Origin of the sequence: Sphingobium sp. SCG-1 (genome assembly GCF_002953135.1) — a bacterium.
Lineage (GTDB): Bacteria > Pseudomonadota > Alphaproteobacteria > Sphingomonadales > Sphingomonadaceae > Sphingobium.
In genome coordinates this window covers 3,900,130-3,923,007 of record NZ_CP026372.1, presented here as the reverse complement: position 1 = coordinate 3,923,007, position 22,878 = coordinate 3,900,130, and the positions used below count along the sequence as shown (strand labels likewise).

Genomic DNA, 22,878 nt, shown 5'->3' with positions numbered 1-22,878 from the left:
CTGAAAATCCTCAAGATCCGGGAAGATAGAGTTGGGCTCACCCTTGAAGTTGACGATTGTCTGCAGTGCGGGCCATGGACTTTCCATGGACAATTTCACCCACAGCCTTGCCGGATGGGCACTGGGCCAGACCGGCCTCAAAACGAAGTCCCGCAAGGGACTCGCAGCGCTGATTCTGGGCGCCAACCTGCCCGATATCGACGTGTTCTTTGGCTGGGTGCCCTGGCTGCCGCTAGCGACGCATCGTGGGTTTACCCATGGTCTGCTGGGCGGGATAGTAATCCTGCCGGCCATGCTCGCGGCGCTGCTCTGGCTTCTCGATCGTTGGCAATGCTCCCGAGGCGAGAAGTTCGCAAGCAGCCTGCCCATGAATGGGCCGTGGCTTTTTCTACTGTCTTACCTGGGGGCACTGACTCACCCGCTTCTCGATCTTCAGACCACCTATGCGGTCCAGCTGTTGTCGCCATTCAGCACGCGCTGGTTCCACACTGACACGCTTTTCATCATAGACGCGATGCTCTGGATGGTGCTGCCGCTGGGAATCTGGCTTTCGCGCCGCCGCGAGCGGCAGGGGCTCCCGTGGCGGTGGCCTGCCATTTCGAGTCTGATCGTGGCTTGCTCTTACGTCCTGCTCAACGGCGGCATCACGCTCATGGCGCGCCGCGCGCTGACGTCCGAGTTGGGGTGGACGCCGCAGGTCATCTACGCCGGCGCAGAACCGGTGTTGTTCTGGACACGGAACCTTGTTTGGCGCGACGCCGACAGAGTGGGGCAGGCGCAGTACGATCCTCTCCGCAGCCTCACGCATATCACTGACATCCAGCCGATGATCCCTGACGGAATGCGCGATCCGCTGGTGGGCCGGGCCATTGCGGTGACCCCCGGCCTCAAGCCTTTCTTCAACTGGTCAACCATTCCAATGGCGTTCGTCCGCAGGGGGCGATGCGAGGCGCAGGTGGAATTCATGGACGCGCGCTTCATGCCCGTAATCGGCGATCGAAGCGTAACGCCAAGGGCCAGGCCATTTGGCAATCCGCCGATCGTGTTGCCTGTAAAGGGGCGTGGCTGCCCCTGAACCTCAGGTGCCGCAGCTGTGCGCCGCCGAGAGTATGGCGCGGATCGCACTATCCGCCATCGTTTTGGCTTCTGCAGGTGCCTTAGCAAGATATTTGGCATAGTAGCCGGCCAGTTCAGTGCGTACCCCGTCTATCTCCGCTGCGGTAATCCCGCGCGGCCGGTCGGAACCTTCGGCCGGCGTTTTCAGTGACTGTCCGAGGCGAGCGGCATCAAGGGTGACGCCGTAGGCTCGATAGGCGGAGAAACGGATCGTGCCGTCGCAGGCCGGCCAGCTGTCGAGGATCTTCCTGTCGAGCTGAAATAGCGCAGGGGTTGGGGGCAGGGTGTGCGCGCAATCCGTGCGAAAACCGAAATTGTCCATGGTGGAGCCGAAGACGGCGCCGGTCGCATTCAGCAGATCGGGGTGCTTGACGATCGCGGAGCAGGGCAAGCCACGCAGCATGACGCCGGCCTCCGTCTCTTCGGGCAGATAGGGACCAAGGACATTGAGGAAGGCGGCAAGATGGCGGTCGGACCGGAAAATGTCGTCGATATGGTTGACGGCCGGAGAGTCTCCGCCGGGACGTGATAGGATCGACCAGCCGAACGACTGGCCCTCGTCTGTTTGCAGGGCGGTCAGATAAGGCAATAGCAAGGCGGCGATCCGCTTCCGGCTTGTTGCCCGCTCCGGTGCCGACCATGACGCGTCGACCGGTTCGGCAGCCCAGAGCGCAATGGCTTCGAGCACCGGGGCCAAGCCCGGTCCGTTACGGCGAAGGACAGGGAGCGCCTTATCCGGCTCCCGCGTCAGTATCGCTGTCGCAAGCTCGAAATTGCGGCGCGTGTAGAGAGGCGCGAGGCATTTCCCAATAGGCAGGGAACCGGCCGCCCCTTCGCACGACCGCATGTCCGTGAGGGCCTGGCGCTGCGCCGCCAGTTCATTTGAAGGGCCGCTGCCAAAAGCGCTCGCCCGGGCAAGGGCAAAGAGCCTCGCCATTTCGCGATCTGCCGATGACAGCGCGGGGTCTGCGCAGACCGCTTTCTCCACCGCCGTGCGCGCCGATACGCAGGAAAAGCTGGGACCGGACCCCTCGGCTGCCGCAGTGCGGCCGGGGTTAGGGTTGGTCGCCGCGGTCAGCAGGAGCGCGCCGGTGACGATCAGAAGGATATGTTTCATTCACCGACCCTTACTAGTTCGATATCTGGATTCGACAGATCTTGCCCCGCTGCGACGATACGCTGTTTGAGGACAGCACCGTCAGTGAAGCCGCAGCTCGAGGCCGACTGCGGATCGCGCGCGATGAAGCCGTCGCTGGCTTCGACCGCTGCAGCGGTCTCCGCATCGCAGGCAAGGATAGTGATGGCAGGATGCTGCCTGCGCATGTCGAGCAGCATATAGGTCGCCTTCATGGCGCGCTCGGGTGTCTTGGGATCGGTTTGCTGCAGTTGGAGGATGAACCTGTCTCGTCCCGCTTGCGCCAGCGGAACGGCCAGTACGCGCCAGGGGTGTTCCGGGCCTGTCACCAGGAGGCTGCCATCGTGCTGGGTGCTGATGGGCAAAATATCGCCGCCTGTTTCGCTCGATCCCGCTTCTACCAAGCGATAGGCTCCGTCTTTTAGGGATTTGGCAGCATCGGCGGCGGTGAAAAGTACCGGCCCGGTCCAGCAGCCTGTCAGTGTCAGGAACAGGATCAGCAGAAGGAGCGCGCGTGACATAATCGCACCTTAGTGAATGACCGCCTTCGGATGAAGCGGCCGCTTGCACGGCGACGAACGAGGGACCGTTTTTGGGAGTGAAAAGGGAGTGTGGCAATGACAAGAATGAGTCATCTGAGATAGGGACAGGAGCTGACGCCTCATTCAGCCAAGCGCCACCGGCGGATCCTCAACGGAATCAGCTAAGCTAGGACAGGAGTGGTTGTCCAAAGAAGCGAGGCATGTTTCGATGAGCCGTCTCGCGTCAGAAGATCAACTAGTTGCCTATCAGCAAGAATTCTTATTAGTTCCTTCTCACTTGGTGACAAACCACCTGGCAATCTCGAACTGTCTAATGCGCGGAGGTTGGCCCGCGGGTCGCTTGCCGCAACGTGCTCAAGCAATTCTGGACAGGCCATATCCACTCGGTCAGGACTGGGCATTTGCCCGTCGGCGCGTGCTGTAGTTCCGCCTGCGGTGACGATCGCTAACGCGGGCTTGGGCCTTACGCCGAAGCGCCTTGAAGGTTTCCGCCCGACGCTATGCGAGCACCGGATTGGTTGCTTCAATCGCCTCGCGCTCGGCTTCCGGGCCGAGCAATACTGGCATGGCCTAGCTTCGCTTTGCAGAAGGTCCAGCAGCTCGTGTAAAGGCAGATCGTCAGGATTTTGAATCACAATGAATTATCGCCACTCCTTTCATGCCGGCAATAGCGCCGATGTCGTGAAGCACAGCCTGCTTATCGCCTTGGTGCGAGCCTTGCAGCATAAGCAGGGCGCGCTGACTCTGATCGACACCCACGCCGGCTGCGGGCTGTACGACCTTGGCGGTGACGAAGCTCAACGCACCGGCGAGGCCACGAAGGGCGTGCTGCAGGCCTTCGCCGACACGAACCCCTTGCTAGATGATTACCGCGCCGCCGTGCAGGCAGTGAATGTGGGGGGCGAACCACAGCTTTACCCCGGCTCGCCGCAGATTTTAGCGCAGCTTTTGCGCCCGCAGGATTTCCTGATCCTCAACGAAAAGCATCCCGAAGACGCTTCCGCCCTGCGCGGCGTGATGCGGGGCACCAGCGCGGCCGTGCATGAACGCGACGCTTACGAACTTTGGCTGGCTATGTTGCCGCCCCGCACTGCGCGCGGCGTGGTGGTTGTCGATCCGCCCTACGAGCAGCTGGACGAACGCGCGCGCATCACCTCCACTCTCGCTGCCGCTTGCCGCAAATGGGCGCATGGCGTGACGGTGATCTGGTTTCCGCTAAAAGACCGCGCCACGCATCGGCGGTGGAAGGAACAGTTACGCAAGCTCGGTATCCCGAAATTGCTGCGGGTGGAGCATTGGTTATACGATAGCGAGCAACCCGGCATCTACAACGGCGCGGGCCTCTATATCGTCAATCCGCCCTACGCTTTCACGCAGACACTGCCGCCGCTGTTGGAAGCTTTGCGCGCGGCGCTAGCGCCCGAAGGGCATAAGGGCGAGATTATATCCGATTGGTTGACCCAGACGAACGAGGGGGTCGAGAAAGCCGTTCGGCACCAATGAAAGGTGGAATGCCGCTGCTGGCATGTTAAGGGCATCCCATGCTTCATACGAATGGCCGTGGCGGCACTGTCGAAATCGACGGTTTCAAATATGACTGGGAACTCCAGAGCGAGCCCCAGCTGTCCTCATCCGATGGCTGGAAGGGCATGACCGTCTCCTTGCGCCAGAGAGATATGCCTCGCGAAGCCGTGCTGGAATTTCCGACGCCTAAGCGCCTGTTGAAAGGATTGCCGAAAGGACGTTCCCACATCAACGACGCGATTGCCGCGCGAGGCGTGCGGGCGGCATTGTCAGCAGGATGGGATCCAGCATCGCGGGGCAAGCCGACGATATTCATGGTCGACGCCAACGGTGACTAGAGGATCGGAAATCCTACGCATCTACCATCACGAGCGATGTCCGGCGCGCCGCGAAATAACATTCCGTCGCGGCGATGCATGTCTTGGATAGCGCTTGTCGAATAGGTTGCTCGCATTCACCGCGACATTGACCCCGCAGGGAAGGTGCTGTTGCCTCAGGCATGAAACCGCCAGCGGATGGCTCAGACGCCGATGCCTGCTGCCAAGCGCAGTTATCCGTCATCAGATGAGGCTCGATCTGGCATGGGATAAGGGCGATCCGGCGGATGAAGTCAGTTCCTGTCAAAAGCGAACGCTTGCTTCGGCTTAATGAATGACCGGGGTGTGGGCGACATCAGCCAGAAAAAAGCGGGCCGGCCGCACCTGGTGAGCGAAAATCTGGCTCTGAGTGACCGAAATGGGTCGACACCGGTTGACGGCAGATGGGACGAAGCCGTCATTCTCGGGCACGGCGGTGAAGGACGGCTTCTCCGGGATAAGCGGAAAGATTAGGGTTGCCAGTGTCTCGCTCCCGAATGAGAAGGTAGGCAGTCAGTCGACTGTCCCCTTTGCATAGCAGATAGGCAAAAACAGACTCGAACGAGCGTTCTCTTCTATTGTAGCTATAGCTGGCCATTCTGCCGTGCAGCGGTTCAGTTGCTGTCCGGAAGTACGATGTTCCTATTCCAAATACGCGGTCCGCAACGCCGCAATATCTATCCTGGTCAGGCCAATTTCCTGCTCCAGATAGGCGTCGACGGAGCCCCAACGATCTTCAATTTCATCGAAGGCATAGCTCAGGAACGCGGTGCCGTCGGGATCCTTCAAGGGCTGGGGCTTCGCAGCGGCCGGGTTCTGCTGATACTTAGCGAAGAACATTGCGGTAGGATTGTTCGCCTGCGCTACGGTGTCGATCTTTGGCATCTCCCATGCCGGCTGCCGGTAGGTGGTAGAGAGATGATAGTCGGCCACGATGGTGTCGCGCGGCACGCCCAGAGCAGACAGGATTATGGCGGTGGCGAAACCGGTGCGATCCTGTCCTGCCGAGCAGTTGTAGGCAACCGGCCCCTTCTTGGCGAGCATGTCCTGGAAAATCAGGCGCAACTGCGGGGCCAGCATCGTTGGCATGACGCGATAGACGCCTTCGCCAATTTTCGGCATGCCCCCGCCCGAGAGCGCCGCCATTGGATAGCCGACGGCCTGGTAAGGAACGCCGTCGATGCGAGTGGGCGCGATGACCCGTTCCTCGCTTGACCGCAGATCGACGAGATTTGCTAATTTAAGCGACTGGATCTGCTTCACATCCGTTTCGGTGAGCAGCGGCTGGCCGCCGGAGCGGTAAAGGAGGCCCCAACGCACGTGCTTGCCGCCTGCGGCTTGATAGCCACCTACATCCCGGAAATTCGATCCCTGCTGGAGCGGGAGGAGTCGCTCCGCAACGCGTACTGTTTCCCCTGATTTCCGATCTTTCAACAGGAAATAGACCCGCTCGCCGGCGGGTACTTTAACCGTTTCCGTGCCGTCGCGATCATCCTTCGACACCAGCTTCGCCTTGTCCACCGTTGCCGACGGATCGGGGGAAAGGAAAAGATCAATGGGGCTGTCGTCGGTCCAGGTGACCGTCAGCGCATCGCTCGCCGTGCGCGTTACCAATGGCCCTTCGACGGAGGCCGCGTGGGCGGCGCCGGATAGTAACAGGGTTACGATCGGGATCAGGATTGAGCGGGTCATGTGCAGTTTCCTATATTGTCAAGGCGGAGGCGGGGGCGTTATGTCTCATGCTGGAAGAAGGAGGAAAGGCGCGGTCTGCAGCCGCTCCCTCGTCCGTCTAGAAACGCATGTTCAACTCGCCACCGAAGGTGCGAGGTTCGTTGAAGAAGCCGCTCAGACCAGATGTCGGGCTGAGCGTCTTGTAAAACAAATGCTGTTCGTTGAAGAGGTTGCGGGTCCACAGGGCGAAGCTGATCTTGGCCTCCGAGTTGCCCATGTCCACGTCTGCGATGGCGAGGCGACCATTTACGATAAACGCTTTATCAGTTCGCGGCTGATAGACGTTCGCCGCGGAGCCAGGTCCGACATAGACCGGGTCCGTAGCGTTGGAATAATAGCCACCGTCGTAATTTCCATCGAGATGTGCCCGAATGGTAAAGCCATTGAGCGGTAACTCATAGTCGATCGCGCCGCTTGCCGAATGCTCAGGCGTGTAGGTCTGGTAGATCGGCACCGCCAAGGTGCTGATAACGCCGGCGGCATTTGGATATGGGTTTACCGCCGCGGGGATACGGACGTACTGATATGCATAGGAGGCGGAAAGCGTCAGGCCCTCTAGTGGGTTGACGGTCAGTTCCGCTTCCACGCCGCGCAGCTTCCCCTTGCCCGGCGCGTTCACTGTCGACAATGTCGTGCGGGTCTGGCGTACACCTCCGGTTTCGAATGGGCGGCTGAAATCGACCTGGATATTTTTGTAGTCGCCGGCATAGGCGGCAATATTGAAGCGCGCGTGGTTGTCGAAAAATTCGGTTTTGGCTCCGATTTCAAAGATCGACACTGACTCCGGATCGAACGGATCATATTCTTGGCTGCGGGAATTTGCGCCGCCTGACTTATATCCGGTGGACCATTTGCCATAGACATGGATGTCACGGCTGAGATCGACCGCCATGTTGACCATCGGGTCGACCCTCGTCCAGCTGGCATCCAGCGCGATCTCACCCGGTACGCCGCTGCGGGGGACCGGCAGCAACCCGTTTACGATCTCCAGCGCGCCATGCTTGCTGTCCTTGGTCCAACGCAAACCGCCGGTCAGGTGCAAAGCGTCGTTCCAGATGTCCGGCGTCCACGTGGCTTGACCGAAGGCGCCGATACTCTTGGTAGTCACATGACTGGCGCGGTCGATCCGTTGCGTCGCCGGGTCAATCAGCGCGGTTGTATAGGTCGATCCAGCCACGTTGGTGAAGGTGTTCGTGTTGAAAGCCTGCGCATTGTCAGACACATGTTCGCGATAGTAGAGCGCACCGGCGACGAACTTCACACGGCCGATATCGCCGATCGCCTGAACTTCCTGGCTCCACTGGTGCTGGTCGAGCTGGGCGAGGCTGTCGCGGGCGAACTGGAAGTTGGTGAAGCCGATCACCGGGTTGAACGTTGCTGCGGGTATCGACATCGAGTTTGCCGCCGATCCATTGTCAAACTGGCTTTGGCTAAGCTCTCGGTATGCGCTGATCGACTTCAGCGTGATCTGCGACGCCGCCTGCCATTCCAATGTCAGGCGATGGCCATGAACTTTGCCCACGCTTGGCCGCTGCGGCACGCCGACATTGGCAGTACGCACGCGGTCGGGTTGGACCGTGGCGGCGGCGGCGAGCCTGTTCGTGCCCGGAGCGATCAGGTTCAGATATTGCGAGGTTGATTCGTCTTTGGAGATATCGAAGCTGTAATCCACGTTGAAGTTGGACGTTGGGGTCCACAGCGCTTCGACGTGCAGGCCGCGCTTGTCATACTGGTTGAAGCCCTCAGAGCCCGCGAGCGGGTTCTTCACCAGCGGGTCACGACGAGCGATCACGCCGTCGAGCTTCAACGCAATGTTGTTGAAGGAGGGCAGGTCGACATGGACTTCGCCCTTGTAGCTGCCGAAATTTCCCAGGCCGCCGGTGCCGTTGAAATGGAATTCACCCGACGGCTTCTTCGTCACAATATTGACAGCGCCGCCTTCGGTATTTCGGCCGAACAATGTTCCTTGAGGACCTTTTAAGACCTCAATATTCTGAATGTCGAAAAGGGCCGTGCCCAATCCTTGGGCGCGGCCCAGATAAACGCCGTCGATGTACACGCCAACACCCTGGTCGCGTGCAGGCTGGTTACCGTCAGACAGTACACCGATGCCGCGGATGTTCACGATCAGCGCCGAATTGCGCGAATAGAAGGGGGCGATCTTGAGCGAGGGAATTGCGCCGTCGCCTAGGTCGAGCAGCGATGTGACATGGCGATTGACCAGGTCTTCGCTGCGCATCACGGAGATGGATATCGGCGTTTGCTGGAGATTTTCCGGGCGCTTCTCCGCAGTGACGATGATCTCGTCGAGACCGGCACCCTCGACGGGAGAATCAGCTGCAGCAGGATCCGCAGCGAATGCAGGTATAGTGCTCAAGGCAGCGAATAGGAGGCTGGAGGCCGTAACGGCCATCCGGCTGCGCGTGCTAATCATGATTTCCCCTTTTGGATCAAACGTGCCTTTCAGGCCGCCTTGCCGCGCAGTTAGAAGACGATTGTTTCGTCTGAGGGACCGATCGGTTACCGACCAGCGGCACTTTAGCGTCTTATTCAATAATGGACGGCCCCAGCACCCATGGCAGGCTAATCTTCGATCGTCGGATGCCGATCCTAGCAATAATCTGTGGCTGCACCCGATAAACGCGGGAGTCTGTTGCGAATCGGACTTGCAAGGTTCGGAGTGGCTAAGGAATCATGCCACGCGCCCATTCTACGATGCGGCCTATCAGGCGTGCCCACTAGGAATGGCACCATCTATAGTTTGGCGCATTGCTGCCCTGCAGATATATCTCGGGCGAACACCGGTCTTAGAAGGAGCCGCCATTCCCGCCCCTGCTGGAGAATAGCGTATGTTGGTCGTCCGCTGCCGGATACTAGGTGGACTTGTCTGCCGTCCGCTACATAGTGAAGGACGTCGTAGGTGATTGATCTCAGTCGACGCTCCTATCGAACTACCTATCTTTTTGTGGCCTGTGGGTGAATGCCTCTTTGAATCAAGGGTGCCATCCGACTTTGCGCTGGCGTGGGATAAGGGTTTGTAATTCAGGACTCCCGGGATCTTTAGAAATGCGGTACAAAACTTCACTAAGCAAAAGCATTTTAGCGTACCGGAGCGCAGTTCGGTGGATGCGCTGGATGACATTCTTACGTCGCTTCGCCTAAATGGCGGGGTCGTGTTCGATGCGAGAACGCGCGGTGACTGGTGCCTTCTGTCGCAGTTTCAGCCCGGACATTGCGCCCCATATTTCCCCGTTCCCGAGCGAATAATTTCCTATCACTTCGTACGTAAGGGCCGCGTATTTGCGTCAATTCCCGGAGGAGCCACCGCTGAAGTCAGCGAAGGATCTTTGGTCTTGTTTCCACGCAACGACCCGCATCATCTTTTCACCAAGGCAGGTCTGGAGCCGGCGGATATTGCCGCCTATGTGAGTCGTGGCGCCGGCGGCGCTGTTAACAGTATCAACATGGATTTCGGCGGCGAGGAAGCCCACTGCTATTGTGGCTGGCTCGGCGTACTGAGCGGATCTCACCCGCTCCTCGATGCTTTGCCGGCAATGCTGCTTGTCGACCGAGATTCTCATGCGGCGGACTGGGTATCCAGCTCGCTGCACGTTGCGTCCGGGGAATGGCATGCCAGCCCTACCATGGTCGCGAAAATCTCGGAACTGCTGTTTGTCCAAGCCGTACGGCGTTATGTCGACGACCTTGGCGAAGATAAGAGCGGCTGGTTAACGGCTATTAAGGACCCGGCGGTCGCCCGGGCGCTTTCGGTTATACATGCGCGCTATGCCCATGATCTCGACGTCGAGACACTGGCGCGTGAAGCGGGCGTATCGCGAACAGTTCTGGGCGAACGTTTCGCAGAGCTGATCGGCGAGCCACCCATGCGCTACTGTGCACGCTGGCGCATGCGGGTGGCAGCCACTCGCCTGATGGATGGAAACGATACGACCGCGACCATCGCCTATAGCGTAGGTTTCGGTTCGGAGGCCGCGTTCAACCGCGCCTTCAAGCGCGAATATGGCGAACCGCCTGCGGCGTGGAAACGGCGCACCGATGAACAGGCGAGGGTGGCGCACGACATACAAGTCGCCGCCTGAAATCCCGGATGACGGCGTTTCGGTCAATCTTCCCGGTTGTCGAGCCATATCTTGGCGCACGCTGCGCGCCTAACAGGCTACGCAGTCAAGTGGAGCAGGACGATGACAGTTTCAACGATCAATCCGAACAAGGCCTTATGGGAGAAAGGCGACTTTACACGCCTTGCCGAAACCATGCGCGAGAGCGGGGAAGAGCTTATCAACGATCTTGACATTGTCCCCGGCATAAACGTCCTCGACCTGGGGTGCGGGGATGGCACGACTGCCGTTCCGGCCGCCCGTTTGGGCACCAACGTGCTCGGTGTGGATATCGCCTCGAACTTAGTCGCGGCGGGCAACGCGCGTGCTCGAACGGCAGGACTTACAAATCTTCGTTTCCAGGAAGGCGACGCTTCGTCGCTGGATGACATTGCTGATCATAGTTTTGATCTGATCGTCAGCATGTTCGGTGCGATGTTTGCGCCGCGTCCTTTCGATACGGCGCGCGAGATGGTGAGGGTTACGCGCTCTGGCGGCCGCATCGTCATGGGCAATTGGATTCCCGGCGATCCCACGCTGATCGCTCGCATTCTCCAGATTTGCGGCGCCTACACGCCTCCTCCTCCGGAAGGTTTCGTCAGCCCGGTCACCTGGGGTGTGGAAGATATTGTCCGCGAACGTTTTGGGGAGGCCGGGATTTGCAATGACAGGATCATGTGCACGCGCGGGAGTTACACGTTCCGCTATCCCGGCTCACCCTCTGCATTTCTGGCACTCTTCCGGAATTATTATGGGCCGACCATCAACGCCTTCGATGCGGCCGAACGCGATGGCAAGCGAACGGAACTTCAGGCCGAACTGGGACGGCTCTTCGAAATCGAAAATCGTGGCGGAGCTTTCCGGACCGAAATTCCGGCGACCTACCTGAAGGTAGTGGTCCAGAAATGATCGCTCCCTGCTCTTACGAAGGCCTGAGCCCGAACATCCGTAGCAATCATGCCAGGCAGCTTAAACACCTGATGCAGTTGCTCGGTCTCCGCTTCGTCGGCCGATCGGCTGACCGGAGCTTTTCAGAAGGAATCTATTATGTTGCAAGACCGATATGGCAACACCGTCTCGACATCCTCCAACGCGGCACTCGCGCATTACGATGAGGCCTTGTTGCTGATGCGCCTTTACAAAGGCGATCCGATTACTGCACTCGACAATGCTATAACCCATGATCCCGGCTTCACCGCCGCCTGGGCAGCGCGCGCAGCCATTTTGATCTTGCAGGCCGATCGTGCCTACTTGCCGGAAGCGGAGCGCTCGATAGCTGAAGGCCTGGCGAGAGGCGGCACTGAGCAGGAGCGTGCACAGCTCGCCGCGTGCAGGGATTGGGCTTCGGGACGGACCGTGAAGGGCGTGGAAGCGTTTACGGCGATCGCTCGGCAAAACCCGCGCGATCTCATCTCACTGCAAAGCTCTCATGTCGGCAATTTCTACCTAGGCAACTCGACCGGACTGCGGGACGAGCCATTGCGCGCTCTGAAGGCGATCCATCACCAGGACGAGGGTTATCATGCCGTCGCAGGCATGGCTGCCTTTGGGCTTGAAGAATGCGGCGACTATGATCGCGCTCTGGAACTTGGCGAGGAAGCGGCTAGTCTTGAGGATCGCGACGCCTGGGCCGTTCATGCCGTTGCTCATGTGCATGAAATGCGCGGCGACACCGATCGTGGCATCGTGTGGTTGCGCCGGAACAGGAAGGCGCTGGCCCCAGGCAACGGCTTTTCTTACCACAATTGGTGGCATCTTGCCTTATTCCACCTCGATCAGGACGATCATGCCGCCGCCTTGTCACTGTATGACAGCCACATCCGACCTGACACGAAAGCGAATGTCGTGTTGGAATGGATCGATGCGTCCGCCTTGCTTTGGCGCCTGCACCTCGATGATGTGGATACGGGCGACCGGTTCGGTCAACTCGCCGACTGCTGGGTGCGGGCGATAGACGACCGGCACTACGCGTTCAACGACGTGCATGCGATCGTGGCATTTTTAGGTGCAGGGCAATGGGAGCGAGTCGATCGCTGCCTGGCATCGTTGCGAGTAGCTGCGCAGGTGGATGACGACAACGGTCACGTGGCACGCACTGTCGGGTTGCCATTGGCCGAAGCCTTCTTAGCCTATGAGCAGGGCCGATATGCCGATGCCACTCGGGACATTTTGGCGGTTCGCCCATTTGTGCATGGATTTGGCGGCTCGCACGCACAGCGCGACATTTTATCGCTCACCGCGTTGCATGCGGCGCGCAAAGGCAATTTACGTGCGGAGGAGGTCGCCTTGGCAACCGAACGCCATCATCAGAAACCCAATAGTCCTTGGGCAAAACGGTTGGCAGCAAAAGCCGACGTTATGTGATGGCCGGTTGGAGATGAAATGACCCGAGCGACAGACGCTGCCAGAACCGGACGGTCTGCAGCTAGACAATCAAAATCATGGTCTGAATGTCGTGGAAGGGTCGATTTCACCAAACCGACGCGCTGCAAGCTTCGATATTTTGCTTGTAATTACGAATCCGTGGCGGAAGGATGAATCTCAACAGGCCGGGCGCGGACCTCCCTTAAGCTGCCTCACGATGCGATAATTGTAAGTCTTGAAGTGAATATCAGGCGCATTCTAGCGATCGGCGTGCCCCACTAGAATGCGCCTGAGTTTATCAGTATGCGGCTGACAGCGTCAGGAACCATTGGCGTGGCGCGATAGGATAGGCAGAGTAGCTGTTGGTCGCCGATCCGATCGAAAGCGTCGAGACACCCTTTTGTCGGTCGGGTTCGTCACGTTGACCGCTAGTTCACCTTGCGCAAAGGCAGGACGCCGTCCGGCACGCGTCCGGCACCCGCAGCGAGGTCAGGAAATTGGACTTCACGCTGGCATCGTTGGTGAAGCTGCTGAATCGACGGCGGACATAGTCACCAATTAGCTGAAGCTCAAACGGGTCGGCTGACAAGGTGGCGACCGTCTTGTTCATCCATTTGGGCGTGCTCGGCAATTGCTTGCCGCAAGTGGGCACGATACCACCCACAACGAGGAAACCCCCAATGCAGGTGTCGCTTGCTGCGCCGATACCAAGGGCCGTGGACGTGTAGTCATTCTGATATTCTGAGAGGTTTTAAGAGATCGCATTATAGAGCGAGAAGGTCTGCCCCACGCGAAGAGTGAATGCCGCATCGACGCCATCGGTCTTGACATCGCCGACGTTGACGAGGGTTGAGGTGCCTCCGGTTATACCGCTACACGTGATCGTCGTTGTTCCTTTTGACACCCTCAGCATTCCAAGAAAAAGGCCGGCGCAATGCACCGGCCTTCATAAAGTATTGGGTAAGAAAAGTTAGAACTTCGCGCGGAACCCGGCGTAGAACGAACGGCCCTTGTTTTCATAAAGGCCGGTATTACCCACGTTATCTGAGCCTGCACCGATGCCTGTCGATCCGAATGGAGCGAAGCGGTTCGTCAGGTTGTCGATGCCGCCATACAGCGCGAACTGATCGTTGACGGCCACTTCGCCGCGGATGTCGTGGTAGAAGACATTGCCGTAGAAGCGGGGATCGGAATAATCCGGATTCTGGGGCGCTTCCCCGTTCACCGAATAGGTGTTTTCCGCATCACCGAACACCTGCTTGCCGACCCAGCGGACCTGATAGCCAAGCGTGAACTTGTCGAAGGTCGCATCCACATTCGCCGTCAGACGATCCTTGGGCGTGCCGACTTCGCTCAGGATACGATCCGCAAAGCTTGGATCGTTGGGGTCGAGGAAGTCGTTGCGCTCCAGCACGCGCGTGTAATTCGCCCGGAAGCTTCCCGAGAACGAACCGAAGTCGTGCCGGTACGCCAGTTCCGCGTCGATGCCGCGCGCCTTCAACTTCGCGAAGTTGAAGGTTGCCGCCAGCAATGATCCTTCGAGCACCTGGAACGGTATTTCACCGCGCGGTCCGCCATTGGCGCCCGCACGCGTGAAGAGACTGCAAAACGCGTTGTCGAGTGTTGCAGAGTCATAGCAGCTATTGAGGATGGTCTGCTCGTCGATCGCGGAGATCACCTTGTTCACGGTGATGTCGTAATAATCGACGGTCAGCGAGAGGCCCGGCACGGCACGCGGCGTGAATACCGCACCTATCGTGTAGTTGTCCGACGTTTCCTCGGTCAGGTTCGGATTGCCGCCCGACAGCACTTCCAGCGACTGCGTGTATACAAAATCATATCCGGCAGGCGCGCCAGCCGCGGCGCAATTTGCAGCGCGATTGGAGGAACCGGCGTTGATGTTGCGCGCCGAGCAGGGATCATTAGGTGCGGGCGCGAAGTTCTGCCCCTGCGCGGAATACAGCTCCGTCAGGTTGGGCGCACGGATCGCCCGCGTGTAGCTGCCACGGAAGCGGATGTCGTCGATCGGACGCCAACTAAGCTCACCACCGTAGGAATAGACCGTCCCGGTCGCACCCTTATAGTCCGAGATACGGCCCGAACCGGAAAGCGTCAGTTCCCGGAAGAACGGCGTGTCCTTCAGGATCGGAACGCGCACTTCGCCAAACACTTCCTTCACTTCGAACGACGGCGCGCTGAAGGACGGAATGGCGTTGTAGAAGGCGTATCCCTGCTGGGTGAGATCGTCGAGTTCATACTTCAAAGTCTCGCGCCGATATTCACCGCCGACCGAGAAGCCGATCGGTCCGCCCGGCAGCTCGAACAACTGGCTAAGATCGCCCGCGACGAAGCCGCTCGCCACGAACTGCGTGATCTTGCCGCTGGCGCGGGAGTCCACCGTAACATAATCGCGCGCGGCCTGGCTGACGGAGCCTTCGCCGAACGGGTTGATCGGCTGGCAAGCGGCTATGTCCGCCGCAAGCCGGACGGGATCCACCGCATTGCCATCGGCATCCTGCACATAGGCGACGGCGGCAGACGGATCGACCTGCGAGCGGCAGACGATCTGGCCAGCGGCGTTACGGGTGGTGTCGATGCCCAGCAAATAACGCTGCACGTTGACGTTCGAGATGATCTTGTTCTTCTCGCGGTGCACGCCGTAGTTTGCCGAAACTTCGTAGTTCCAGTCGTCGTTGAAGTCGCCACGCACGCCGACTACGCCACGGAACGTCTCACGCGTGATCCGCTCGTCGCGAATCCCAAGGTCGAGCCAGTTGCGGCGCAAGTTGAAGCGGAAGGTGCCATTTGCAATGGCCGCGCGCTGTGCCGCAAGCTGCGCCTCGGGCGTTGGACCATCCGGATTGCCATCGTCGTCGGTAGCCTGCGTGAAAGCCGCGCCCGTGTTGGCGTTAACGGTAGCAGGCAGAAGCTGCGCTAAGAGCGCACTGCGGGCCTGATCGCTGAGATACGGGTTATTAAGGGCAATCCGCTCACGGTTCACCGGACCCGGATCACCCTGCGTGGTACCCTGCGCGAAGAACGGACCGCTCTGCGAACCCTGCGCTACAGAGCGCACATACTTGCCCTCGAAGAATGGCTTGAAGCCGTCGGACACGTCGAAGTGGCCAAGGATGTTGGCCGAAAAACGCTGAAGCCGCGGCGAGAGCGCAAGCAGTTGGCCTTCACGACCCGAATAGCCATTGCCGCCGATGAAGCTGCCGTTCGGGGCAAGGCCGACGCGCTCACCGGTCACAGGCACCAGCGTACCATCAGGCTGGAAGAACGAGATGCAGTTGAAGGCCGCGCCCGTGGCGCTACGCCCGCACGCACCCGTCGCGCTTGGAATGTTGGTCAGGCCACCCAGCGAGATCGTCGTGGAGCGGATGTCGCGCAGGAAGACGCGATCCGGGTTGCCATCGGAACTGGCACCGGTGTCAGAATCTACCACTACAAGGCCGTCATTCTGACGAAGCTTCCTGCGACCGGACGCGAAGAACTTGCTCTGCTGCGCATATTCCAGATTGACCGCGATGTTGCCGCGACCGTCGGAAAAATTCGTGCCGGCCAGAGCGGAGACATACTGGTTCCCGCCATCGCCATACTGGCTGATGCCGGACTGACCGCGCAACTGCAGGCCTTCGAAATTCTGCTTCAGCTTGAAGTTCACAGCGCCCGCAATCGCGTCCGAACCATACACGGCCGAGCCGTAGCCCGTGATGACGTCCACGCTCTCGATCAGGTCGGTAGGCAGCGTATTGATGTCGGGGGAAACGCCACTGTTCAGAACGTCGCCCGCAACATGGCGGCGACCGTTAACTAGAACCAGCGTACGCTGCGTACCGAGATTGCGCAGATCGATGAGGTTCAAACCGCGCGTACCCAGAAACCGCGTTGACTGCTGCTGGCTGAACGTGGTGGCGAGTTGCGGCAATTCGTTCAGGATGTCACCCACGGAGACCTTGCCCGTCTGGAAGAACTCCGCGCCGGTAACGGTGGTGATCGGCGCACCGGACTCGATATTCGGACGGCGGATGCGCGACCCCGTTACCACGATGGAACCGCTATCGTCCGCTGCGTCAGGCGCGGGCGCGGTAGTGGTCGCTGTTGTGTCGGCCGGAACATCAGCAGAAGCCGTCTGCCCGATTGCAATGGACGGCAAAAGCGCAAGCGTACCGACGAGCGCGCTCGCGGCGAATAAATTGCTTTTTAACATTGTGGTTCCCTGAATGATAGATGCGCCTGAAGCGCCGATGGGACCATTCTGTCTTGATCGCTGACAACTCTTCAACGTTAATGTTATTCTAACTTCGGGAAAAAGATTTATTTATCAACACTGTGGCGTCCATGGCACACGCTTTCCGAGCCGTAATGAAATTTTTGAAGCATGTATGCGGATGAAAGCGCAACAATGATTTCCTGCAACATAGACAGCCATTTTTTTGTTGTCGTTATGGATACTTTTTTGAGATGTCGTGGGGGTTTGGCGAGAAAAAATCGAGGGTTACGTAAGGGAAGGAGCCACCATGACCGCATCGGATGGGGGTATGGAAGTTGACGGGGGATCAGAGCAGAGCCGCTGCAACGTCACTCTTAGCCTTCAACCAGGGTTCGCTGGTCCACTCGATATCTATCAGGTCGTCCGGAAAGCAACGTGACTGGAAGCCGACTACGTCTTCGATCGTGCCATGCAACCACTGCTTATATTTATGCCGCATCAGCAGCACCGGCATGCCATCGTGTACGGGGCGTATGGCCTCGTTGCAGTCGGTCATGAGGCCTGTGTAAACCGACCCCCACTCGCTGCTCTCGCGCCAGAACCCGGCCCAAGCGAACACGTCCTCGCCTTTTACCCGGGACCAGTCTGTGTCTTGTGACCCTTCTCGCCTGCTGCTTCTGCAAAGGCGGTGACCGGGATCAGGCAGCACCAGCGCGGCTTGGTGCGATGCCGCGCCACATGGGCTTGGTCACATCGGCGACGTTGTTCACTGGCAGCGGCTTGATCGGCAAGCCCGTGCGCTTGCTCTTCTGCGGCAACGGAAAGCCCCATGTCATTGACTGGAGGGTGCACTCGCCGGCCTGCTCGCGTACCACCATGCCGGGTCGGCCAGGGACTGTCTCGTCGGCGCGTTGAAGGGCCGAGATCTGCGCGCCGAACAGCGCGGCAATCTCGGCGGCGGGTTTCTTAGCCTGTTAAAGATTGTACATGGTCGGATCATCGCATGGCCTGAGCGATCCGCCAATGGTCGGACGCGCTGAGGGCCTTCCATACATGCGCTGTACATATGCATGTACCTACAGGTTGCCAGCGTACAACAGAGGGATGACGTTATCGGCATTGCGTATGCCGAAGCTCACGCCTCAAAAAATAATTGCAGGCGCGAGAATGGCGGATGTGCGCCACGGCTGCTTGGTACGTCGCGGTCTGGCGCCGACCTACGACTTGACGAATGCTCCGCAGGATAAGGACATAAGAGGAACATAACGCTTATTCTGAGTCTTGACCGATCATGCGCCAAGCCAACGGCATCGATACGCTGCGGGCGCATATCGCCGCGATCGAAGGCGTGGCGGCGCGGCATGCGGTTCTGCCGTTCGGCGTCGATACGATAGATCAGCGCCTGCCGGGCGGCAGCATAGCAGCAGGCGCGCTACATGAGATAGCGGGCAGCGTCGATTTAGCCCACGGTGCCAGTGCCACGATCTTCCTGAGGGCACGCTGGCGAGGATGAAGGGATCAGTATTCTGATGCCTGCGCTGGCGCAAAACTGTTTGCGCCGGCCCTGCACCTGGCCGGGCTAACTCCTGATCGCGTGGTGTATGTCGAGGCCGGCAGCAACACGAACGTGCTTTTGGCCGTGGAAGAATGCCTGCGTCATGTCGGCATCACGGTTGTGGTCGGTGAAGTCAGCCGCTATTCGACAGCGGCGTCGAAGCGTCTGCAACTTGCAGCGGAAGCGTCCGGCGTCACCGCGTTCGTGTTCCGCCGCGCCTGTAAGCCGGAGGTTCTTGCACAAGGCACGGCGGCGGTGACGCGGTGGCGCATAGCCGCGCATCCTAGCGCCCCCCTTGGTATCCCGAGCCTCGGTCGGCCGCACTGGCATGTCGCGCTGGAACGTGTGCGCGGTGGCACGCCGTACAGCTGGATCGTGGACGGCGCTGATGCGCAGGGTTGTATCGCTCTTCCTGCCGCACTGGTCGACAGACCGGCTGCGGCAGAAGACCGCCAAGTCGCCGCCTGAAGCAGGTAAACTAAAGCTGCCGCTGGTGACGGCAATGCCCGACCATGTGCGGCGCATCATCGCGCCGGTCGATGAGGCAGCGCGCAGGCTTGGCATCATGCCTGGCACGACGATCACGCAGGCGCGGATGCTTAGCGCTGATCTGCACGTCGTCGATGCCGATCCTGACGCCGATTGTCTCACCCGATCCGCCGGACGGCACCTGGATCGCCATCACCGGCTGCGCGCAGCGGTTCGACAATGAACGCGCGCTCCTCAAAGATCTGCCCCGGCGTGTCGCTGCCTTTGACCTTGGCGTACAGATTGCAGTTGCCAATAGGCGGGCTGTGCGCATGCCGTCGCGCAGCATGTGCCGTCCGGCAGACCAACGACCATCCTGCCGGGCGAGCATCGCAAGGCGATGGCGTTGCTGCCGGTCTCGGCGCTCCGATTGGATGCCGTTACCGTTGATGGATTGCGCTAGCTGGGGTTCGAGCGCGTAGAGCAGATCACCGCCACTCCACGCGGACCGCTCGCCAAAAGGTTCGGACGCAATCTGCACCGCCGGCTGGATCAGGCGCTGGGCCTTGCCCCCGAACCACCGCAGCCGATCTTCCCCGATCATTTGCCGAGCAGCCGCCGTGACTTCATGGAGCCTTTGTCGACGGCAGAAGCCTTTGCGCAGGTGATGGGTGACCTTGCCGCGGAGATCGAGCATCTTGGGCAGATCGGTCAGGGCGCTCGCCGGCTCGACTGCTACTTTCATCGTGTCGACGGGCAGGCGATGCGAGTCGCGATCGAGTGGGCGCGGTTTACTGCCAGTGAAGCCGATCTCCTTCGCCGGGCAATGGCGACGTTCAAGCTGACTGATGGCGTCAGCCATTTTCGCGAAAAGCTGATCGATGGCATGGTCAAACGCGGCTACGACCATGACTTTGCCGAGAAGACCTTCAAGCAGATCGAGGGCTTTGGCTCCTACGTTTCCCGGAGAGTCATGCCGCCGGCTTTGCGCTGATCGCCTATGCCAGCAGCTGGATGAAGTGCCACCATCCGGACGCCTTCTGCTCGGCGCTGCTGAATGCCCAACCAATGGGCTTCTATGCGCCGGCGCAGATCGTGCGCGATGCGCGCCAGCATGGCGTCGAGATACGTCCGATAGATGTCAACCGCAGCCGCTGGGAATGTACGCTCGAAAACGCTCGCGGTCGTTACAAGGCGGTGCGGCTGGGCCCGCGCATGGTGCGGGACTTGTCCAACAGCGATGCCGGTGCGAGGTGTGACCAGTTCTACGCCAGTGTCGAGGAGATCCAGCGGCGCGCGAACATCAGGCGCGGCGCGCTCGACCGAATCGGCGAAGCCGATGGCTTTGGATCGCTCGATCTTTCCCGGCGGGCAAGCCTGTGGGGGGGCAAGGGCTTGGGCAACGCCGCGCTCCCGCTGTTTGCTGCAGCCGGCGAGCGAGAAGGCAAATTACGCGCCGAAGCCATCGAACCGCAGGTGCGTCTTACGCCCATGGCGGAAGGAGCGGAAGTGGTGGAGGATTATAGCGCCTCCAGCCGGTCGCTGCGCGCGTATCCGCTGGCGTTTCTTGGGAGGACTTGAAAGCGCGCAACATGATCCGTTGCGCTGATCTGCAGTCGATCAAGGATGAACGCTGGATAAACCTGGCCGGACTTGTTCTCTTGCGCCAGAAGCCGGTTCCTCCAAGGGCGTCATGTTCATCACGCTGGAAGACGAGAGTGATGTCGCCAATCTGGTCGTCTGGACCACAGTGTTCGAGAAGAACCGCCGCACCGTGCTCGGTGCATCCATGATGGGCGTGCGTGGCCAGGTACAGCGGGAAGGGGAAGTGATCCATGTCCTCGCCCAGCGGCTTGAAGATATGTCGTTCATGCTTGCGAGCGTCGGCAGCCGCAGCGATGTCGCCGACATCTACCGCGTCGGTCGCGCCGACGTTGTGAAGAATGGTCTTGCACCAGACCCGGGTGATCCCAGGAGAGGCCGCTCGTGCGACCGATCCGCGACATCTACATTCCTGCCGTTCGCTGCTCTTGTGCCCGTGCTGCTGCATGCTGATGGGCATGACCGGTGGCTGCACGGCTCGATCGATGATGTGCTGGCGTTCCAGGCGGGCTGCTAACCTGATGATCTGATCGTACTGGATCGCACCAGTGAACCTTGGTTCAAGCGGAAGGGTGCGGATGCGGCGGCGGAGCAGGAGAACATGCTTTGACTGGGTGCCAGCGCTGTTGGCGTTGATTGCGTTCAGATGCTGTGTGACGGCCAAGTGGCTTAGGAGATCATGGCGCCTGCTTCAGATCGCTTCCTTGTTCAAGCCGCCAGCCCGTTCCGAACACCGCTTCCGTTGTTCAGCGGCACGAGCATAGCCGCTGCCGCTTCCGTCGCCATCCGCGTGTCGCTCGACAGCTTCTTCACTTCACCTGCCACCACCGCGAAGCCCCGGCCGGCATCGCCTGCGCGTGCCGCTTCGATCGCTGCATTGAGTGCCAGCAGATTGGTCTGAGAGGCGATCATGCCGATCGTTTTTACTATGCCGGAAAGCTGGCTCAAAGTTTCTTCCAAGTGAACCTTTTGGGCATGAAGCTCGTGCTGGTACGCTAGGGTCGATTCCACCTGCGCCTCAAGCTCGCCATTCACCTGCGCGAGGCGCTGATTGGCAGAAAACAGTTCAAGGCTCTTGCTTTCAATAAGTTGCTCGGCCTCGGAGCGGGCACGCCGTTCCCGGTCCAGCTTCTTCTTCAGCCGTACAATAACTTCTTGCGCGTCCGCGATACTCATCGCGCTACCCAACCCGTTCAATCTCGAACCGCACGTATGAGCCCCCGGGCATTGACTGAGGGCTATGTTGAACACTCACAGGTGAAGCCAGGTGAACTGACGCACCCTTGATCACGCCGCAGGCAAGGTCTGCCAGAGGCTTACAGCTGTGATAGGCGAGCACTAATCTAGTGTCACTTCGGCTTTCCACCTTGAACGAAGGCAGCTCCGCATCTGGATAGAGCTTTCGTACTTCTTGCTCATGAAAATCATCAATGCTTTCCAGCACGTCGAACAGATCTTTGTTCGCGAAGCGGGCTGGAGCATAGGACACCCACTGGCCGAAGCAGAACGTGCCAAAGCTTTCCATCAACTCTGGCATGTTCATGTCAGTGAGCTTGACCGTCGTCGTCATGAGCGAGACCATCTCCTCAAATGGGTATGTCCCGACGCTTGTGTACGCCCCGCCATTAGGAACGCGTGACGCCTCAATGACGTCCTCTAGAAGATCCTCGCCGAACTTCTGCTCACAGAAGTCATAGAATGTAGTGAAAACAAGGCCCTTCATATTTTATTTCCTTGAGAAGCGACTTTCCCGCTCTATGCGCCACGAGTTCCTAACACCGCCTTAAGGACGTGTAAGATTGGTCGAGGTGACGTGCGCGTTGCAGGAGATCCACTGGCTAATGCGGGCAACATCTACTGGAACGAGTGAAAGCCATTGTGAGAAGGGTGATGAGGATGTGCTTGCGCACTGGATGATGATCGCGGCAAAGTTGAGGCGGTTTGGTTGCACGCTTGGCCACCGTTATTTGTTTTCTTGCCCGGTAGAGCGCGATGCCATGACTGATTTGCTGACGCGGTATGCGCAAAAGCCAGGAAAAGCTTCATACCGGCGCACGGCAACTGCAAAGATTGCCTGTTGAGCAGTTTGCCACTCCCGAGCCACGACAGTTTGGCGCCCGCCGTTGAGTATGAATAATTAATACCACTCTG

Annotated in this window: 19 protein-coding genes and 2 pseudogenes; 9 read left to right on the top strand and 12 right to left on the bottom strand. The window is 59.4% G+C overall.

Going from position 1 to position 22,878, the window contains the following annotated elements:
• Positions 1 to 85: 85 nt before the first annotated feature.
• A complete protein-coding gene (locus C1T17_RS18105; RefSeq protein ID WP_104954639.1) occupies positions 86 to 1,075 on the top strand; it encodes a metal-dependent hydrolase in 990 nt (329 codons plus the stop codon).
• A 3-nt stretch (positions 1,076 to 1,078) separates the two neighbouring features.
• Here the strand turns inward: C1T17_RS18105 and C1T17_RS18100 are convergent, their stop codons facing one another.
• Together C1T17_RS18100 and C1T17_RS18095 are read right to left on the bottom strand one after the other, a co-directional pair.
• Positions 1,079 to 2,233, bottom strand: a complete 1,155-nt coding sequence (locus tag C1T17_RS18100) for a lysozyme inhibitor LprI family protein (protein ID WP_104954638.1) — start codon at positions 2,231 to 2,233, stop codon at positions 1,079 to 1,081.
• Positions 2,230 to 2,772: a hypothetical protein gene (locus C1T17_RS18095; RefSeq protein WP_104954637.1), complete on the bottom strand. Its 543-nt coding sequence runs from the start codon at positions 2,770 to 2,772 to the stop codon at positions 2,230 to 2,232. Before C1T17_RS18095 ends, C1T17_RS18100 begins: the two co-directional genes overlap by 4 nt.
• Before the next feature lie 657 nt (positions 2,773 to 3,429).
• On the opposite strand from C1T17_RS18095, the gene C1T17_RS18090 reads away from it, so the two are divergent.
• Entirely contained in the window at positions 3,430 to 4,296 is an 867-nt protein-coding gene (locus C1T17_RS18090; RefSeq protein ID WP_104954636.1) for a 23S rRNA (adenine(2030)-N(6))-methyltransferase RlmJ, read from the top strand.
• A 38-nt stretch (positions 4,297 to 4,334) separates the two neighbouring features.
• On the top strand, positions 4,335 to 4,655 hold the full coding sequence (locus C1T17_RS18085) for a hypothetical protein (RefSeq protein ID WP_104954635.1): 321 nt from the start codon (positions 4,335 to 4,337) through the stop codon (positions 4,653 to 4,655).
• A gap of 660 nt (positions 4,656 to 5,315) precedes the next feature.
• Here the strand turns inward: C1T17_RS18085 and C1T17_RS18080 are convergent.
• Together C1T17_RS18080 and C1T17_RS18075 are read right to left on the bottom strand one after the other, a co-directional pair.
• A complete protein-coding gene (locus C1T17_RS18080; protein ID WP_104954634.1) occupies positions 5,316 to 6,365 on the bottom strand; it encodes a tyrosine-protein phosphatase in 1,050 nt (349 codons plus the stop codon).
• 97 nt (positions 6,366 to 6,462) lie between these two features.
• A complete protein-coding gene (locus tag C1T17_RS18075; protein WP_104954633.1) occupies positions 6,463 to 8,838 on the bottom strand; it encodes a TonB-dependent receptor in 2,376 nt (791 codons plus the stop codon).
• Between the two features lie 688 nt (positions 8,839 to 9,526).
• Between C1T17_RS18075 and C1T17_RS18070 the strand changes: the two genes are divergently transcribed.
• The 3 genes from C1T17_RS18070 to C1T17_RS18060 all read left to right on the top strand — a co-directional run bounded on the left by C1T17_RS18070 (position 9,527) and on the right by C1T17_RS18060 (position 12,886).
• Positions 9,527 to 10,504 (top strand): AraC family transcriptional regulator, encoded by a 978-nt coding sequence (locus C1T17_RS18070; RefSeq protein WP_104954632.1) that lies wholly within the window; start codon positions 9,527 to 9,529, stop codon positions 10,502 to 10,504.
• Between the two features lie 102 nt (positions 10,505 to 10,606).
• Entirely contained in the window at positions 10,607 to 11,431 is an 825-nt protein-coding gene (locus C1T17_RS18065; protein ID WP_104954631.1) for a class I SAM-dependent methyltransferase, read from the top strand.
• A gap of 138 nt (positions 11,432 to 11,569) precedes the next feature.
• Positions 11,570 to 12,886 carry a tetratricopeptide repeat protein gene (locus C1T17_RS18060; protein WP_104954630.1) on the top strand — a complete coding sequence of 439 codons (1,317 nt, stop codon included), beginning with the start codon at positions 11,570 to 11,572 and terminating at the stop codon, positions 12,884 to 12,886.
• 433 nt (positions 12,887 to 13,319) lie between these two features.
• On the opposite strand, the gene C1T17_RS21800 is transcribed toward C1T17_RS18060, so the two are convergent.
• The 5 genes from C1T17_RS21800 to C1T17_RS21785 all read right to left on the bottom strand — a co-directional run bounded on the left by C1T17_RS21800 (position 13,320) and on the right by C1T17_RS21785 (position 17,980).
• A complete protein-coding gene (locus C1T17_RS21800) occupies positions 13,320 to 13,496 on the bottom strand; it encodes a hypothetical protein (protein WP_223262682.1) in 177 nt (58 codons plus the stop codon).
• A gap of 141 nt (positions 13,497 to 13,637) precedes the next feature.
• Positions 13,638 to 13,790, bottom strand: coding sequence for a hypothetical protein (locus tag C1T17_RS21795; protein ID WP_223262681.1), 153 nt, complete (start codon positions 13,788 to 13,790; stop codon positions 13,638 to 13,640).
• Positions 13,791 to 13,856: 66 nt separating this feature from the next.
• On the bottom strand, positions 13,857 to 17,099 hold the full coding sequence (locus tag C1T17_RS18050) for a TonB-dependent receptor domain-containing protein (protein WP_104954629.1): 3,243 nt from the start codon (positions 17,097 to 17,099) through the stop codon (positions 13,857 to 13,859).
• Positions 17,100 to 17,448: 349 nt separating this feature from the next.
• Positions 17,449 to 17,721 carry an SOS response-associated peptidase family protein gene (locus C1T17_RS21790; RefSeq protein ID WP_223262680.1) on the bottom strand — a complete coding sequence of 91 codons (273 nt, stop codon included), beginning with the start codon at positions 17,719 to 17,721 and terminating at the stop codon, positions 17,449 to 17,451.
• A gap of 79 nt (positions 17,722 to 17,800) precedes the next feature.
• Complete coding sequence (locus C1T17_RS21785) at positions 17,801 to 17,980, bottom strand: hypothetical protein (protein WP_223262679.1); 180 nt, start codon at positions 17,978 to 17,980, stop codon at positions 17,801 to 17,803.
• Positions 17,981 to 18,393: 413 nt separating this feature from the next.
• On the opposite strand from C1T17_RS21785, the pseudogene C1T17_RS22160 reads away from it, so the two are divergent.
• A pseudogene (locus C1T17_RS22160) lies at positions 18,394 to 19,125 on the top strand (ImuA family protein).
• Positions 19,126 to 19,135: 10 nt separating this feature from the next.
• Here the strand turns inward: C1T17_RS22160 and C1T17_RS18035 are convergent.
• Positions 19,136 to 19,729 carry a hypothetical protein gene (locus tag C1T17_RS18035; protein ID WP_104954628.1) on the bottom strand — a complete coding sequence of 198 codons (594 nt, stop codon included), beginning with the start codon at positions 19,727 to 19,729 and terminating at the stop codon, positions 19,136 to 19,138.
• A 153-nt stretch (positions 19,730 to 19,882) separates the two neighbouring features.
• On the opposite strand from C1T17_RS18035, the pseudogene C1T17_RS18030 reads away from it, so the two are divergent.
• Positions 19,883 to 21,180, top strand: a pseudogene (locus C1T17_RS18030) (OB-fold nucleic acid binding domain-containing protein); the annotation flags it as partial.
• Positions 21,181 to 21,435: 255 nt separating this feature from the next.
• Here the strand turns inward: C1T17_RS18030 and C1T17_RS21945 are convergent.
• Entirely contained in the window at positions 21,436 to 21,903 is a 468-nt protein-coding gene (locus tag C1T17_RS21945; RefSeq protein ID WP_104954627.1) for a methyl-accepting chemotaxis protein, read from the bottom strand.
• A gap of 4 nt (positions 21,904 to 21,907) precedes the next feature.
• A complete protein-coding gene (locus tag C1T17_RS18015; RefSeq protein WP_104954626.1) occupies positions 21,908 to 22,450 on the bottom strand; it encodes a heme NO-binding domain-containing protein in 543 nt (180 codons plus the stop codon).
• Between the two features lie 76 nt (positions 22,451 to 22,526).
• On the opposite strand from C1T17_RS18015, the gene C1T17_RS21065 reads away from it, so the two are divergent.
• Positions 22,527 to 22,808, top strand: a complete 282-nt coding sequence (locus C1T17_RS21065) for a hypothetical protein (protein WP_145959030.1) — start codon at positions 22,527 to 22,529, stop codon at positions 22,806 to 22,808.
• The last annotated feature ends 70 nt before the right edge of the window (positions 22,809 to 22,878 follow it).